Source organism: Haladaptatus sp. (genome assembly GCF_049589095.1).
Classification (GTDB): domain Archaea; phylum Halobacteriota; class Halobacteria; order Halobacteriales; family Haladaptataceae; genus Haladaptatus.
In genome coordinates, this window is sequence record NZ_JBAWAC010000234.1 from 1 (window position 1) to 14,415 (window position 14,415).

15 protein-coding genes are annotated in these 14,415 nt (G+C 58.2%); 4 read left to right on the forward strand and 11 right to left on the reverse strand.

The features are described 5' to 3' along the window. Positions 1–45 precede the first annotated feature (45 nt). Entirely contained in the window at positions 46–168 is a 123-nt protein-coding gene (locus WBV42_RS07665; protein WP_423985493.1) for a hypothetical protein, read from the forward strand. A gap of 963 nt (positions 169–1,131) precedes the next feature. Here the strand turns inward: WBV42_RS07665 and WBV42_RS07670 are convergent. Both WBV42_RS07670 and WBV42_RS07675 read right to left on the reverse strand, forming a co-directional pair. Next, entirely contained in the window at positions 1,132–2,562 is a 1,431-nt protein-coding gene (locus WBV42_RS07670; RefSeq protein ID WP_423985494.1) for an aldehyde dehydrogenase family protein, read from the reverse strand. Positions 2,563–3,074: 512 nt separating this feature from the next. Then, positions 3,075–3,791, reverse strand: coding sequence for a DUF7504 family protein (locus WBV42_RS07675; RefSeq protein ID WP_423985495.1), 717 nt, complete (start codon positions 3,789–3,791; stop codon positions 3,075–3,077). A 116-nt stretch (positions 3,792–3,907) separates the two neighbouring features. On the opposite strand from WBV42_RS07675, the gene WBV42_RS07680 reads away from it, so the two are divergent. Both WBV42_RS07680 and WBV42_RS07685 read left to right on the forward strand, forming a co-directional pair. Continuing rightward, a complete protein-coding gene (locus WBV42_RS07680; RefSeq protein WP_423985496.1) occupies positions 3,908–4,996 on the forward strand; it encodes an NADH:flavin oxidoreductase/NADH oxidase in 1,089 nt (362 codons plus the stop codon). Between the two features lie 111 nt (positions 4,997–5,107). Next, positions 5,108–5,704, forward strand: a complete 597-nt coding sequence (locus WBV42_RS07685; RefSeq protein WP_423985497.1) for a hypothetical protein — start codon at positions 5,108–5,110, stop codon at positions 5,702–5,704. On the opposite strand, the gene WBV42_RS07690 is transcribed toward WBV42_RS07685, so the two are convergent. The 6 genes from WBV42_RS07690 to WBV42_RS07715 all read right to left on the reverse strand — a co-directional run bounded on the left by WBV42_RS07690 (position 5,701) and on the right by WBV42_RS07715 (position 10,970). Beyond that, positions 5,701–6,210 carry a hypothetical protein gene (locus tag WBV42_RS07690; RefSeq protein WP_423985498.1) on the reverse strand — a complete coding sequence of 170 codons (510 nt, stop codon included), beginning with the start codon at positions 6,208–6,210 and terminating at the stop codon, positions 5,701–5,703. The two genes, WBV42_RS07685 and WBV42_RS07690, sit on opposite strands and share 4 nt — an antisense overlap. Positions 6,211–6,416: 206 nt before the next feature. Beyond that, positions 6,417–7,124 carry a helix-turn-helix domain-containing protein gene (locus WBV42_RS07695; RefSeq protein ID WP_423985499.1) on the reverse strand — a complete coding sequence of 236 codons (708 nt, stop codon included), beginning with the start codon at positions 7,122–7,124 and terminating at the stop codon, positions 6,417–6,419. Then, a complete protein-coding gene (locus WBV42_RS07700; RefSeq protein WP_423985500.1) occupies positions 7,121–7,444 on the reverse strand; it encodes a DUF7344 domain-containing protein in 324 nt (107 codons plus the stop codon). The genes WBV42_RS07695 and WBV42_RS07700 overlap by 4 nt, the downstream gene beginning before the upstream one ends. Before the next feature lie 62 nt (positions 7,445–7,506). Continuing rightward, complete coding sequence (locus WBV42_RS07705) at positions 7,507–8,178, reverse strand: bacterio-opsin activator domain-containing protein (RefSeq protein WP_423985501.1); 672 nt, start codon at positions 8,176–8,178, stop codon at positions 7,507–7,509. 217 nt (positions 8,179–8,395) lie between these two features. Then, positions 8,396–9,622 carry a cytochrome P450 gene (locus tag WBV42_RS07710; RefSeq protein WP_423985502.1) on the reverse strand — a complete coding sequence of 409 codons (1,227 nt, stop codon included), beginning with the start codon at positions 9,620–9,622 and terminating at the stop codon, positions 8,396–8,398. 157 nt (positions 9,623–9,779) lie between these two features. Beyond that, the gene (locus tag WBV42_RS07715) at positions 9,780–10,970 is read right to left on the reverse strand and encodes a cytochrome P450 (RefSeq protein ID WP_423985503.1); all 1,191 of its coding nucleotides are present in this window, start codon (positions 10,968–10,970) and stop codon (positions 9,780–9,782) included. A gap of 226 nt (positions 10,971–11,196) precedes the next feature. Here WBV42_RS07715 and WBV42_RS07720 point away from each other — a divergent pair, with 226 nt between their 5' ends. Then, positions 11,197–11,640 carry a DUF7575 domain-containing protein gene (locus WBV42_RS07720; protein WP_423985504.1) on the forward strand — a complete coding sequence of 148 codons (444 nt, stop codon included), beginning with the start codon at positions 11,197–11,199 and terminating at the stop codon, positions 11,638–11,640. Between the two features lie 10 nt (positions 11,641–11,650). Here WBV42_RS07720 and WBV42_RS07725 read toward each other — a convergent pair whose 3' ends face one another. The 3 genes from WBV42_RS07725 to WBV42_RS07735 all read right to left on the reverse strand — a co-directional run bounded on the left by WBV42_RS07725 (position 11,651) and on the right by WBV42_RS07735 (position 13,704). Then, complete coding sequence (locus WBV42_RS07725) at positions 11,651–12,259, reverse strand: TetR/AcrR family transcriptional regulator (RefSeq protein ID WP_423985505.1); 609 nt, start codon at positions 12,257–12,259, stop codon at positions 11,651–11,653. 742 nt (positions 12,260–13,001) lie between these two features. Continuing rightward, positions 13,002–13,424 (reverse strand): hypothetical protein, encoded by a 423-nt coding sequence (locus WBV42_RS07730; protein ID WP_082837656.1) that lies wholly within the window; start codon positions 13,422–13,424, stop codon positions 13,002–13,004. Next, the gene (locus WBV42_RS07735) at positions 13,417–13,704 is read right to left on the reverse strand and encodes an ArsR/SmtB family transcription factor (RefSeq protein ID WP_423985506.1); all 288 of its coding nucleotides are present in this window, start codon (positions 13,702–13,704) and stop codon (positions 13,417–13,419) included. Before WBV42_RS07735 ends, WBV42_RS07730 begins: the two co-directional genes overlap by 8 nt. Positions 13,705–14,415 lie beyond the last annotated feature (711 nt).

Consider the following 14,415-nt stretch of genomic DNA (forward strand, 5'->3'; position numbering starts at 1 on the left):
CAGCGGAACGACGGTGTATGTTCCATGCCACTCAATGTCCCGGCTATGGCAGATTCCGCGGAGCGCAACCACTCCCCTCGGAGCGCAACCGCCCTCCTCGAAGACAGACTTGGTCCAGTCACCACCGAGTCGGTGTCCTGCATCGACGTTGGAATCGTTTCCCACTGACGTTGGAATCGTTCCTCTTCCATCGGTGTTGGAACTTCTCTTTCACCTGCATCCTCACTTTTCGACAATCGTCTCTTTTCAACGGCTAGCGGATCGATGTCCCACCGCTCTCGTAGCACGACGAACAGCGGAACGACGGGGTCCAATCGAATGGATAGGGACGACGAATCCGAACTATTTCCTGTAATTCGGTATCAAAAAACAGCGGAACGATGGGGTGAGAGAACAAAATCCTGACACGAGCCCCATTAAATCGTCAATTTCGGAACTGAGGGTGACAAAAGACAACGGAACGACGGGGTAGCTGTACAGCAACGTTCGGTGGAGAACTGACCACGACCGAACGGTCAATCGGAGCATCGGTGTGGAATGAACAGCGGAACGATGGGGTTTGGTGAGATGAGAATCCGTATTGATCACGTCCAAGGTAGACGTTACGTCCAACGACGAATCTACACCCTTCGTCAACGACAATACCACATCTCCGCTAACAGATGAGCCGAACCGACCGAACCGATCAGTTGCGGCACCGGACCCTTCGGTGCCGAACTCGACTGGTTTCTCTCTTTACATTGTTCTACTAATATGGCTCATTTCTGGAACACGGGAACAAACAGCGGAACGACGGTGGGGGTCAAAACACCGATTTTGCCCACCAAAAGACAGCGGAACGACGGGGTTGCCCGTCTCTTCGATTCGGAGCGGCGTCCTCCCTATAATCACAGAAAAAAGCGGAACGACGCGTAAAAAACCAGTTTTGAATTTCGGCCTGTTCCGCGGAACGGAGGGAATATCCCGATTTTCGTGCCCGTCAGACACAGCGGAACGACGGGGTTCCCTGATGGCGTTCCTGTGTCAAAACAGCCATAGCTACGCTCCGATGAGACGTTACTACCGTCCGGAACGACGACCGTTGGAAAATCAACGAAATCCGATTTAGCGGCAGATTCTCTTCCGTCGAATTTAGAGGATGATGCTCTTGTGTCGGACCATCTCTTTGATCGTCAGGTTGAGACCCTGCCGACCGATTCCCGAACCCTTGTTCCCGCCGAACGGGATGTCACCGAGTCCGTGGCTAGGCGCGCCATTGATCCGGACTGCCCCGGCGTCGAGTTTGTCGGCCATCCGTCGTGCACGGTCGTAGTCGTCCGTGAACACGGCCGCGTCCAATGCGAGGTCACCGCCGTTCGAGATTTCGATGGCGTCCTCCTCGGTCTCGAACGTCGTGACCGCAGCGACGGGACCGAACTGTTCCTCGTGGATGATTCGAGCGTCGTGCGGGACGTTCGCCAACAGCGTCGGTTCGAAGAACTGCCCGTCCCGGCTACCGCCGCGAACCACGTCGGCACCCTTCTCGACGGCATCTTCGACGAGTTCTTCCACCCATTCGGCTTGACTCTCGCTGATAAGTGGTCCCATCTGGGTGTCCTCGTCGAAGAGGTCGCCGACGGTCCACTCATCCATCGCGGCGTCGATCCGGTCGACGACGTCGTCGTGGATGCTCTCGTGCGCGAGCACTCGGCTAACGGCCGAACAGCGCTGTCCGGCATACTTCAGCGATCCTTTCGCACAGGCACCAGCGACTTCCGAGAGGTCCGCGTCCGGGAAGATGACGGCAGGCGCGTTGCCGCCGAGTTCCATGTGCAGGTTGACCATCCCGCTCTTGCGTGCGACGTGTTTTCCGGCCGCGCTGCTGCCGGTCATCGTGATCATGTTGATACGGTTGTCGCCGACGAGAAGGTCGCCGATCTCGCTCCCGCGGCCCGGCGTGAAGTTGAACGCGCCCTTGGGAAGGTCGAGGTCGGAGATCACGTCGGCCAGAATCGCCGCACTGACCGGCGTCTTGCTGGCCGGTTTGAGGATGACGCAGTTACCCGCCGCGAGCGCCGGTGCGACTTCCAGCGCGGTCGTCGCAAGGGGGTAGTTGTACGGCGTAATCGCCAGAATCGTTCCGACCGGTTCCGGCTTGAGGATTGCTTCCCAGCCTTCGTGGCCGCCGGTCGTCCCTTGGCGGAACTCTCCCTGCAGGTCGTGGGCCTCTTCCGCCGCACGGCGGAAGCGCTCGGCCGCGCTCTCGACTTCGCCGCGAGCGCTCGAAATCGGCTTACCGGCTTCGCGCACGATCACTTCGGCCAGTTCCTCCTTTCGTTCGAGGAGCCCGTCCGCGATTTCCTCCATCCACTCGGCGCGCTGTGGAATGGTGGTTTCGCGCATTTCGGCCTCTGCCCGTTCCGTGGCAGCGAGCGCTTTGTCGGCCTGCTCGGCGTCCGCTGCGGCGACTTCCGCGAAGACGCCACCGTCCGCGAGGTCGGTAACGTCGAGCGTGCCGTCGGCGTCTAGCCACTCTCCATCGATGTAGAGTTGCTCCCGTCGATGAATCGGTTTCTGTGACATGGTTACACCTTGGGACTCAGTAGGTAAATTATTTACTCACAACCGGATTAACACCGGAAGTTTGCTTTTATCGATTCGACAACGGAACGCTACCCCAGAAATACGACAAACGACTCGTTTTGGATCGGTTCGGAGCTGTTTTCAGAACACCGACCATTTGTTCGAAACCCGCTCTCGAACCGAGTGGGCGATGCATGCGGCCGAAATCGAATTCGTTTCGATGGTGACGAAAACTGAACAGTTGTCAACCTAGATCGCGTGTCAAAATCGATATCAGATGGAAGGTTCAACATGATAATCCGTTGTTATCCACATGACGATTTCGTTGTTAGATTGATGACTCGTCACTCGAACCAGCTACCAACTATCGTCCAAGTTGGCACGGGTTTGGAGAGGTATAGAAACGGTGAGGGGGAGAGGGATGGAAACGGTGAGGGTAGTAAGTACTGTGGGGGAACGTCGGTCATCTGCCGCCGGAATACCGAGCAGAGACCGAACGAGAAACGGCCGCCTCAGAGCGATAGCCACTCGGTCGTCACGTTCCGTTGGACCAAATGCCATCGTTGTTCCACGTCGCTGCCGATCATTCGAAGTTCGATGGCGGCGTCGAAAACGGGAAGTAGGGTGCGGACGGCCCTCGAATCCATCTCCGCCGGGAGGTGGAAGTGCCCCATTCCGTCGACGGTTTTGATGCGGCCGGTCAACACGTGGAGAAACCGAAAGAGGGACTCGTGGTCGTGCGTCTCGACCAACGGCGTAAGCGAGTCGAGACAGACGCGGAGTTCCCCCGACGAGAGTGCCCCGCTCTCACGTTCGAACTCGTCTATCGCGTTCGAAATTTCGATGCCGAGTTCGGCGAGGCCATCGGTTTCGAGCACGGTTCTGTCGGGAAGGCTCTCTGTGCTCGATGTCGTCGAGGTGCTTCGAACGGCGGTCGGTTGTTCGATGATCTTCACGTCGCTGGCGTTCGCGTTGGTGTCACCCTTCGGCGTCGTGGCGTCGTCGCTCGGCGTGTGTATCTGGGAGGATTTTCCGGCCGTTCGAACGAACACCCGTCGCCGTGGCTCGGCCGTGGCATCTCCGAGAAGACGGTCGCACGCCCGGTGCATGGCGGGTTTCGGACCAACGAGCAAGAGACCACATCCCCTGCGCTTGAGCCGCTCCAGCTCCCGAGTAAAGGTTACAGCAGTTTCCCCTGTCTCGGCACTGTTTTCGCCACGCTCGTCCATTGTTCCGGACACAATACCTAAAGTATGATAAGTTTTCGGATTACGGCGGGAGGAAGAGTCGGCAAATCCGGCGGCGTCTGTAGCTGTTTAAAGCATCCAATCCCTATCGAAAACCGATGACCGACGACCTGTTCAGTAGCGTCACGTTTCGAGAATCGACGGCGCGAAACCGTGTGATGGTGTCGCCGATGTGTCAGTACTCCTGTGCCAGTGACGGGATGGCTACCGACTGGCATCACGTGCACCTCGGAAGCCGCGCCACGGGTGGTGCTGGCATCGTTATGACCGAAGCGACCGCCGTCGAATCGCGCGGTCGTATCTCGCCGGACGACCTCGGCATCTGGAGCGACGAACACGCCGATGCGCTCGCCCCGATTGCCGAATTCATCCGCGACCGTGGTGCGCTTCCGGCGATTCAACTCGCCCACGCGGGCCGCAAAGCGAGCAAGACCAGCCCGTGGGATGGCAACCAACCCCTCCAACCCGACGACGATGGATGGGAAACCATCGCGCCGAGTGCCGAACCGTGGCCGTACGACGACACGCCGCCGGAACTGCGCGAGATGACGACTGACGACATCGCAACCGTCGTCGATTCGTTCGCGGCGGCGGCCGAGCGAGCGCTCGACGCCGGATTCGAGATCGCGGAAGTTCACGCCGCGCACGGCTACCTCCTCCACGAGTTCCTCTCGCCGGTCACGAACCGCCGCGAGGACGAGTACGGCGGCAGTCTGGAGAACCGAACCCGAATCGTTCGGGAAGTCACGGAAGCGGTCCGCGAGGTGTGGCCCGACGACAAACCCGTCTTCGTTCGCATCTCCGCGACCGACTGGCTGCCGGACCGGGAATCGTGGACCATCGAGGATTCGGTCCACCTCTCCGAGGAACTCCACGACCTGGGTGCCGACCTCATCGACGTGAGCGCGGGTGGACTGCACCCCGACCAGCAGATACCGAATCCCGGCCCGAACTACCAGGTCCCGTTCGCCGAGCGAATCCGCGAGGATACCGACATCCCCGTCGGCGCTGTCGGCGGCATCACCGAACCAGCACAGGCGGACGCGCTCATCCGAAACGGTCGGGGCGACCTCGCGATCATCGGCCGCGAGCATCTCCGTGACCCGTACTTCACGCTCCACGCCGCGGCGGAACTCGACGCCGAAGACCGCGTCGAATGGCCCCGACAGTATCGCCGCGCTGTGTGAATTCCGGAACCACGCCGTTCGTCCAACGGACGATTTAAGCCGCCACTCGTCCATCGATTTGTATGGCATTCAGTCGCAGGAATTACGTCCCGTGGGGACGGAGGAACGTTCATGCCGACTGACGACACGACTGGTCCGGACGAGTCGGAGCCGTCGGTCGAACTTCGGGCCCCGCCAACCCTATTTTTTCTCGCCGAAAAGTACGTCGCCAACCCTGTCCTGCGGCGGTTGCTCCGTTCGAAGCTTCACTGGCTGGTGAGCGACCAGCTCATGCTCCTCTCCTACGTCGGTCGATATTCGGGGACCCGCTACACCACGCCCGTCGCCTACGACCGTCGCGGTGACACCCTCATCGCGACCACGCTTCGTCAGCAGAGCAACTGGTGGAAGAACTTTCGCAAGGAACATCCCGCGACCATCTGGCTTCGTGGGTATCGCCGAAAGGCGACCGGACTCGCCATCACCGACACGCGTGATATCGCCGAATTCGTCCGGAGCGCCCTCGTCCGCTACGGTATCGAGCGAGCGAAGTGGCTCGGATTGAAAATCACGGGCGACGAAACGCCGACCGTCGACGACCTCGCAACGGTCGCGGACGACCTCGTCGTCGTCCGCTTCTCGCTCGACGACTATCCGCCCGTCCGCACGACGCTTCACATCCGAGAAGAGGAGTCCTCGTCACGCTTCGGAATCGACTCCCCGTCTTAATCCACCTCGTAGCGACTGTCTTCCCGAATATTCTCTGGCATCGCATCGTCCCGACCGTTGTACTGGTCGCCGAAGGTCTCCACGATGTCGCGTTCGCTCCCCCATTCGACGTAGTAGTCGGTGAGGAGTCCCGCGACCGTCTCCCCGAGTTCGTCCAACTCCTCGTTGATGGCCGAGACGGTCGACCACGAATCCACCTCGGCGTATCGCTCCTTGTCCTCCCATTCGTCCGGGATTTCGGGCGTCTCGTACTCGACTTCCTCCCGTTCTGGGCTCCAGTAGAAATCGAACTCCTCGATGAACCCGAGGTCGAGCGCGATGCGGTAGGCGTCCGCCGAGAGCGCGGTTTCGTTCGCCCAGTCGCTGAACCCCTCCTCCCACGCGTTCTCCTCGTCGTCCAGATACGACTGCAAGTCGGCCCGTTTGTCCACGTCGGACTCGTACTGTTCGTCCCGTGCTTCCCGGTAGATGGTCGGTGCGGTGGGCGTCGGTACATCGAGGCTCATGATAGTAGAGAGGCTTCCCACGAGGATAAACTCTCACTCCTGCTCGAACGAATCGGAAGAATGAACGAGAAGTGCAACGACGCAAACTTGCTAACCCTACTCTACCAATAGCGATAGTTCGGAACCGATCGGTAGGAGTGACGAACTCACAATCGATATCATTCACTGCCACTGACGAGAATATGTGGTAGGATCACAGGTGGCTGTTAGTCCACGCTCGTCTCCGAGTGAGTCTCTGGTGGTGATTCTGCTGGGTCCGGCTTCTCATTTCTGATGCCGAGGACATGCTGGATCAAACTTCCATGGGCACGACGGAGTCGTTCTGAGAGCGCTTGATGGCTGATCCCGAATTCTTCAGCGAGGTCGTCTGCTGTGGCCTCGCGTGGTACTTCATAATAGCCCCGATCAGCAGCAAGCTGAATCGCGGTGCGTTGACAGTCAGTGAGTCCGAATCGGTTACTACCACGGTCGCCGAACTCCTGGATGTTCCTGACTTCGAAGTCGATACCCTGCTCTTTGCAGTACTCGTTGGTACTGGCGGCCGCTTCACGATCAGCGAAGATGAGTCGAAAGTTCCAGTGATCGGTTTGCCCAACCGCGGTCTGGATCGTCGCATTTTGATCGACTAGCACGCGAATCAGGTGGTCGATTCGGTCAGCCCAGTCGAATTTATACAGACAATCCGTCTCGAAGGTGGCGATTAGCTCGAAGCCATCGACACTGTCGTCGATGGCGAATGCCTCTTCGAGTCGTACACGATCGGTCGTTTCAATCCGCATGAACGGCATCAGACTGTCTTGATTGGTGGCGGCCACCTGTTCGACTTCAAATGTCACGTGCTCAAATTCACTGAGCGTGTATTCGAGGGCAAACTGTGCGGCTGGAACCGTTATTTCGACGATCGTGCCAGTCATCGTTCGAGGAGCACCTCCTGAATTACGACCTCGTCACTTTCACGAAAGGAAACACCCTTTTCGGACACATCAAACGAGACGAGGTTCGCATCGATTGACTTCGGCACGTGATGGTGGTACAGCGAGACATAAATCCGTTCACGTTCGGCTTGTACCTCCGTCGGTTCTCTTTCCGTTTTATATCGAACGGTTGCGTCGGCTACATCGCATAGACACACAGACCCAGGTTGTCTCCCTGCGAGCGTCTTCGATAACTGTTTTTCTGACTGGCCACCAACGTCACCAAGAATTCCGTAGAGGGCTTCCGGTTCATCGGGCATGAGAGAACAAAGACCAGAGAACGGGAAGTGTGCGTGGTGCGTATTTACGCCTGCTTTATATATCACGAGCTGTTTTCATCTTCCGGATGGCTTACTGTTAACACGTTCGTAATAATGTTCATATGAGCGCGACGTAACAACTTCGAACATGATTGTTGTGAAATACCCATCTCATCAGCTATTACGCCCATCGACACTGACCGTGGAATGTCGAAATAACCACGCTCTAATGCTGTGACTAAGGCATTCCGTTGTTTCGGAGAAAGCCCGTACTGGCCGCCACTCCTCGGCTCTGAGGGGTGGTACAGTCGGAGTAATTCGAAGGGAACGTTCCTCTCCCGGCAGAAGTCTTGGAACTCGGCAACGAGGTCTTCGGTATCGAATCGCATTCGAAGTTCCCAATTATCCGCGCGGCCAGTCGCTTCGAGGATGGTCGCTCCGATTTCGACGTACGCATAGACGATACTTTCGATATTTTGTGTCCATTCGGCCCGATAGAGCGTCCCATCCTCGTATTCATCGAGCTTCGTGACACGCTGGGTCGAGGGGTCGTTGTCGACTGCCGCTTCGAACTCGGTGTAATCGCCGCCCCGAACCCAGAAATACGGCATCACTCGGTCCGTGTCATGGGCTACGACGCGTTCGATTTCGACGGTCATCTCGGGTGTTTGTTCGAGGGTCTCTGAGAGCGCAAGAGCCTTGGCTGGTACTTTGAATTCAGCGATAACGCTCATAGCGAATGCTCGATTTAGGGATGGATAAGCGCAGTGGCGGCCCATACCTTAGGGACGATTCGGTGGCCCCGGATGCGGATGGTGACGGCTTAAACACCGTCTTTTCACTCGACTCAGTCGCCCCGAGTTCCGATCGACGATTCCCACTGTCGATAGCTCACCCATAACAGCCGACGCTCCGCACGTAGAACAAAATTGGAAGACTGCTGGAGACGGACTACTTCTGCTCGAATCGAATCGGGAGCGAATCGACGCCGTAGATGAACGAACTCCGCGTCGGTTCGAACGTCGTTTCGGGAATCGTGATGTTCGATACGCGCGAGAACAGTTCCGAGAGGGCGACTTTGGCTTCGAGTCGGGCGAGCGGCGCGCCGAGGCAGTAGTGCGTGCTGTAGCCGAAGCCGAGGTGCTGGTTCGGAACGCGGTCGGCGCGGAACTCGTCGGCGTCGTCGAACTTCCGTTCGTCGCGGTTGGCGGCGCCCATCCAGACGACGATTCGGTCGCCTTCCTCGATGGTTTCGCCCCCTATCGTCACGTCCTCCATTGCCACGCGGGTCATGGCCTGGACGGGCGAGCGGTAGCGAAGCACCTCCTCGATGGCGGTGGTGAGCGCCTTGTCGTCACCTGCCAACGAATCGAACGTGTCGTCCTCGTCGAAACACCGCATCGCGTTCGTGATGAGGTTCGTCGTCGTGATGTTCCCGGCGACGAGCAAAAGGATACACGTTCCGAGGATTTCGCGGTGCGAGAGCGGTTCCCCGTCGATTTCGGCGTTGACGAGCGTCGAAATGAGGTCGTCCTGTGGGTTCTCCCGTCGGTCCTCCATGAGTTGGACGAAGTAGAACGCCATCTCCTGGCGCATCTCGCCTTGGCGTTCGTAGAACTCCTCCATGTTCTCGTCCTCGCTCGCGGCGGAGACGATGGCGTCGGACCACGTTTTGAACTGGTCGCGGTCCTCGGCCGGAACGCCGAGCAGTTCGGCGATGACGATAACCGGTAGCGGATAGGCGAACTCCTCCACCAGATCGATCTCGTCGCCCTCCCCGAGAATTTCGTCCAGCAGTTCCGTGGTCAACTTGCGGATACGCGGTTCCAGTTCCCGAATCGAACGCGGGCTGAACTCGTCGTCCACGACGCCGCGGAGTTCGTCGTGTCGCGGCGGGTCCTGCAGGAGCATCGTGTCGAGCATGACACCTGCCTCTTCGCCCTCCGGTTCCTGAAAGCCGTCCGCGTTCCGCGGACTCACGGAAAAGCGCTCGTCGTCGGCGAGTATGGTCTTCACGTCGTCGTACCGGAACACGTCCCACACGTGCCGAACCGGGTCGTACCGAACCGGTTCCTGCTCGCGCATTTCCCGGTACCAGTCGAACGGTTCGAGCCACGCTTTCCGTTCGGATAGTTCGTCGGGAAATGCCTGCAAACCCTGCGGGTTGGAGGAACTCATCCCTAGTAATTGATGTACGTATCCGTATCAGTTTTTCCAAACTGTCTCTCTATCGGACATGAGTTCGGCCGCTCGCTTGGGAACCGCGACACCCGCATCCTCGACGGACCGAGCGACGTGAGTTGTGGGACGCTCGTCCCGATACGGATACGGTTCGCTACTCGCTGACGTAACTGGGGAGCGAATCGACGCCGTAAACGAGCGACTGCGGGGAGAGGTCCGAGAGGTCCGGTTCGATCACTTCGAACCGATCCAGGAGTCGCTCCAAAGCGATGTCCGCTTCCAATCGGGCCAACTGCGCCCCCAAACAGAAGTGAATCTCGCCGCCGAACGTCAGATGTGGGTTGGGATTCCGCTCGGGTCGGAACTCGTTCGGCGCGTCGAACTTGGACGGATCACGGTTTGCCGACCCGATCCGTGCGACGACCAACTCGTTTTCGTCGATTTGGTGTCCGCCGATTTCGACCGGCTCAGTCGTCACACGTCGGATCGCTTGGGCCGGTGAACGATAGCGGAGAACTTCCTCGATCAGCTTCGTGCGGTCGATTTCGCCCGCCCGGACCGCGTCGAACAGGTCGTGTTCTTCGAGACACCAGAGCGTGCTCGTGATGAGATTGACCGTCGTGACGTTACCGGCGACGAGGACCGTTATGCAAAACCTGACGACCTCCTCGTGATTCAACTCGTCGTTCGAAGCGGCGAGGGTGATCAGATCGTCTCCGTCCCCGTCGACGCGGTCCGGGATGAGTTCCGAGAAATAGTCGCTCATCTCGTGTTGGGCCTTTTTTGCCTCCTCCTCGTCCGTTATCGCCAGTTCGGTGGTCGCTATCGACCATTCACGGAACTGTTCGCGGTCCACTGCCGGGAGACCGAGTAAATCGGCGATGACGGTCACCGGGAACGGATGGGAAAACTCCTCGATGATGTCGACCGTCGTTCCGGTCTCGGCGGTATCCAGAATATCGTCGGCGATTCGCTCGAAGCGTTCTCGACCCTCCGCCAACGTCCCAGGGAGGAATCGATGGTTGGCGAAATTACGAAGGCGTTCGTGTTCCGGCGGATCGGTCCGGATCATCGACGGTGTCTCGGCTGTCGTGCCGAGCGGACTTCCATCCGTGAACCGAATGTCCGCACTGGCGATATCCGCGGTGAATCGTTCGTGGTCGCCGAGAACTTCGCTCACGTCATCGTAACCGAACACGTCCCATCTTCGTCGCTGCTCGTCGTACCGCACGGGCTGAGTGCTACGCATTTCCGCGTACCAGTCGAACGGTTCCAGTCGGGCTTGTTCGTCGGACAATGCTTCGGGTGGCGTACGGAAGGCCGTACCTCGATTGGAGGATCCCATGTACTGAACATTCAGTCAATTTGTTGTATCTCTTTCGAACTTGGAAAGGGGAAATTAAGAATTCCATTTATGATTGAAATTGGAACGATATCGCTAATACAGCGGTTATATCCGTCTATATGTCGTTTCATTGCTGTCGTTCATCGACAGTTGTTGGTGGTGAACGTCCGTAGTACGGGTCCTCCCCTGAGAAAGGCTTATGTTGTACTGAACGTTCATTCAGTATATGGAGCGAATGACGACACGGAAACGGCCGTGGCTCGCGGCGATGTTGTCCGTCCTCGCAACCGGCCTTGGACATCTCTATCTCCGTCGTTGGAAGCGTGCACTCGGATGGCTTGCAACGCTCTACGTCGTTGCTGTGCTGTTCGTCCCTTCCAGCGTGCTCGACACCCTCTTCACAGGTGGACCGGTCGACCTCCTCGCCGCCGCACCCGTTCTCCTTGTCAGCGGCCTTTGCGTCCTCGATGCCTACCTCCTCGCACACGTCCAGAACACGTTCGAGCGACTCGTGACGATAGAGGTCAGCCAACCGACCGAGAGCGACGCGGAAGCCGTTCGTTGCCCGAGTTGTGGCCGCGCTCTCGACGCCGACCTCGACTTCTGCCACTGGTGTACGACGCAACTCGACGGCGATGGCTCGGCAACCGACGGACCGCACGAAAACTAGTTGACACCGTTTATTCGTCGGCCAGAACGCACCGTTGAAGATAGCGGTCCGTTTCGTCCCGTATCGCTTCGAAGCGGTCGTCGTCGGTCGTCATCTGCTCGGTCATCGTGCCGACGATGATCGTCTGCAGCAGCGTCGCCGTCCGTCGGGAGTCCACGTCCCGAAAGACACCTTCATCGATACCCTTGCGGATGATCCGTGCGATCTGCTTCCGAATGAACTCGTCGCTGCGCGTGAAGTGCTCGCGGAACTCGGCGTCGTGTGCCCCTTGTGCGCGGAGTTCGACCATCGCTTGGGCGAACCCGTGGAAGTCGCTCGAACGGGGGTCGAAGAGCACTTGATCGAGGAGTTCGTCGAGATGGTCCGCGGCGCTCCCTCCTTCGGGGTACGGTATCTGGTCCTCGAACCGTTCCAGCATGAAATCGAGGAAATCCAACAGCAGGTCGTCTTTGCCGTCGTAGTGGTAGTAGAGAAGGGATTTCGATTTTCCGAACTCGTCGCTGATGTGCTGAATCGTGAGATCCTTGTACCCGTATTCACAGAGCGCGTGGAAGGTCGCTTTCATGATCTCCTCCCGCGTGCCGTCCGCCTCATCGAGAAACGAAGGGGTATCAGTCATTGATACTGTGTATTAGGGTACCAACAAACAGTTTTGTCGGTCCACCCCGCACCCGGCCGTCACCAGCGATTCCCGCCATCACGCGATCCTCCTTCGAATATTCGCCCACGATTTCTGGAGCGGGTACGGGTCCCCCGCGCCGTCGTAATCGTTTCCAACTACCGGTCCAAAATGACACAGTAATCGACTTGAAACCGAATTTGGGTCCGATCTGTATCCATTTATGCCCGATTTTCCGCACAGTCGTGTGCGATCTCGGACAATCGCTTTAGGGTACCCGGCCATCGATGAAATCGGAGGCACACCCGAAACGATGGTCGAAAACGTGCGTCGACGTGGCCCACACGCTACCCATGCGATGAGCGTCGTTTCGGGCAGAATCCACAGTAGAACACAGCAGTATCGAATCACCCCGACGCGTGCGACGGATGTCACCCCTGTCACCCCTGACAGAACGCATCACTCACCTTCATGGTTTCGTCCGCGCACCGTCGAACCCGTTCATCACTACCCACGCGTTATCACTGTCTGACGCTGGACGCGAGCCGTCATCCGCCTCCATTCGGTTCGCCGATGCGTCGTTCGGATGAGCTCCGACACTGACGACGGCGTGGCTGCGAACACCTCTCGAATCGATTTTTCGGAAAAATACCGCCCCCAATACTCGCAATTCCCCCGCCCCCGATACTCACAGTTTTCTTGTTCTGTTTCCTGTCATTATCTCATCCGTCCCTCGTCCCCGTCACTTGTAGCTCTGATAGAGCAGGATGATGACCGAGACGCTGGCGAACATGTCCGGCAGGAACGTGAACGGTCCGAGCCCTCCGGGCGGTCTGAAGCCGAACAGGGTGGTGACCAACGGGTTCGCGGTGAGGGCGTACAGCGTCAGTGATATGGTGAACAACAGCAGGCTCATCGTGAACCGGTTCGGTAGGTTACGGTAAATCCGAGCGTACGTCGTGAGGAGGACGAGTAGCAGGACGCTCGTGAACGTGGAGAAGAACGTTTTTACCTGAATGATCTCGGCCAACGGCTCCATCCCGCCTTGTGGCGGCCCGGGATGCCGGAAGATATACTGTGGCAGCAGGAACGAAATGAGCGCCGCGGCTACGAGCGAGCCGACGACGTAGACGAGCGTCCGAACGAGCGCGCGGTCTTCAGTCATTGTCGATGGATGCTTGTTCGGCGATTTCGTCGAGCAAGTCGAGGTTCGATTCCATCCGGTCGGTCAGGAAGTACATCTTCCCGTACTCGTCACCCGTCGTGGTGAGCACGTCGTTTTCTTCGAGCATTTCGAGGTGGTGTTGGACGGTTTTGTAGTTCAGGTCCAGTTCGTTGGAGAGTTGGTTCGTGTTCATCGGGCGTCGGTTCAGCGACCGGACGATACGCAATCGGTTTTTACCGCCCTGCGTCCCGCCGATGAGCCACCACAGTAGCTGTCTCATCGATTCGTTTGCCTGTCGACCCCTGTGGTACTCGTGCGTTGCATCGGTAGCGGGTTCCGGAATCGTATATCTGTTCGCGCTCTCGTTCATTTCCATCTTTCTACTCGACGAGGTGTTGCCCGAAAATCCGCCGCACCGACCGCCGTCGCAAGTGGTGTCGGCCACAGTTTTCCACTCTCGTTCTCCACCGCTCACGAACCCCCGTATAGTGCTTCATCCGTTCGTGGCTACCGTGTAGATCACCCATAAACGTTCACCGAACTGATGGACGGATCGGTCACTGATGAGGGGAAATTCAGGCCCAAATTCACACGAATTGTTTCTCTGCGCACGCCGCTATCACCGGCTAATCTCGAACTAAATCGAACTGAATGATTGGAGTATCTGTGCCGAATTTGTGCCTCTTTTCCGATGAATCCATCCGCAACTTCGGCAATCGAATATAATCCATCGGAGAGCAGGCCTTCCCGAAAACGATGATTCGAATATCCGTTCGAGAACGACCAGTAAACCATGGATGGGGCTTCCACCGCGACGCCCGCTCCGCCGACGTGGGAGGTATCGATGAGTAGCGAAACGACGGACACCTCGCTCTCCGACCGGCTCTCGTCGTTCGCCGACGAGACGCCGATGGAGAAAGTCGCGCTGCTCGGCATCCTCTGTCTGTCGGCGTTTTTGAACCTGTATCGCGTTTCGGACGAAGGATACGCC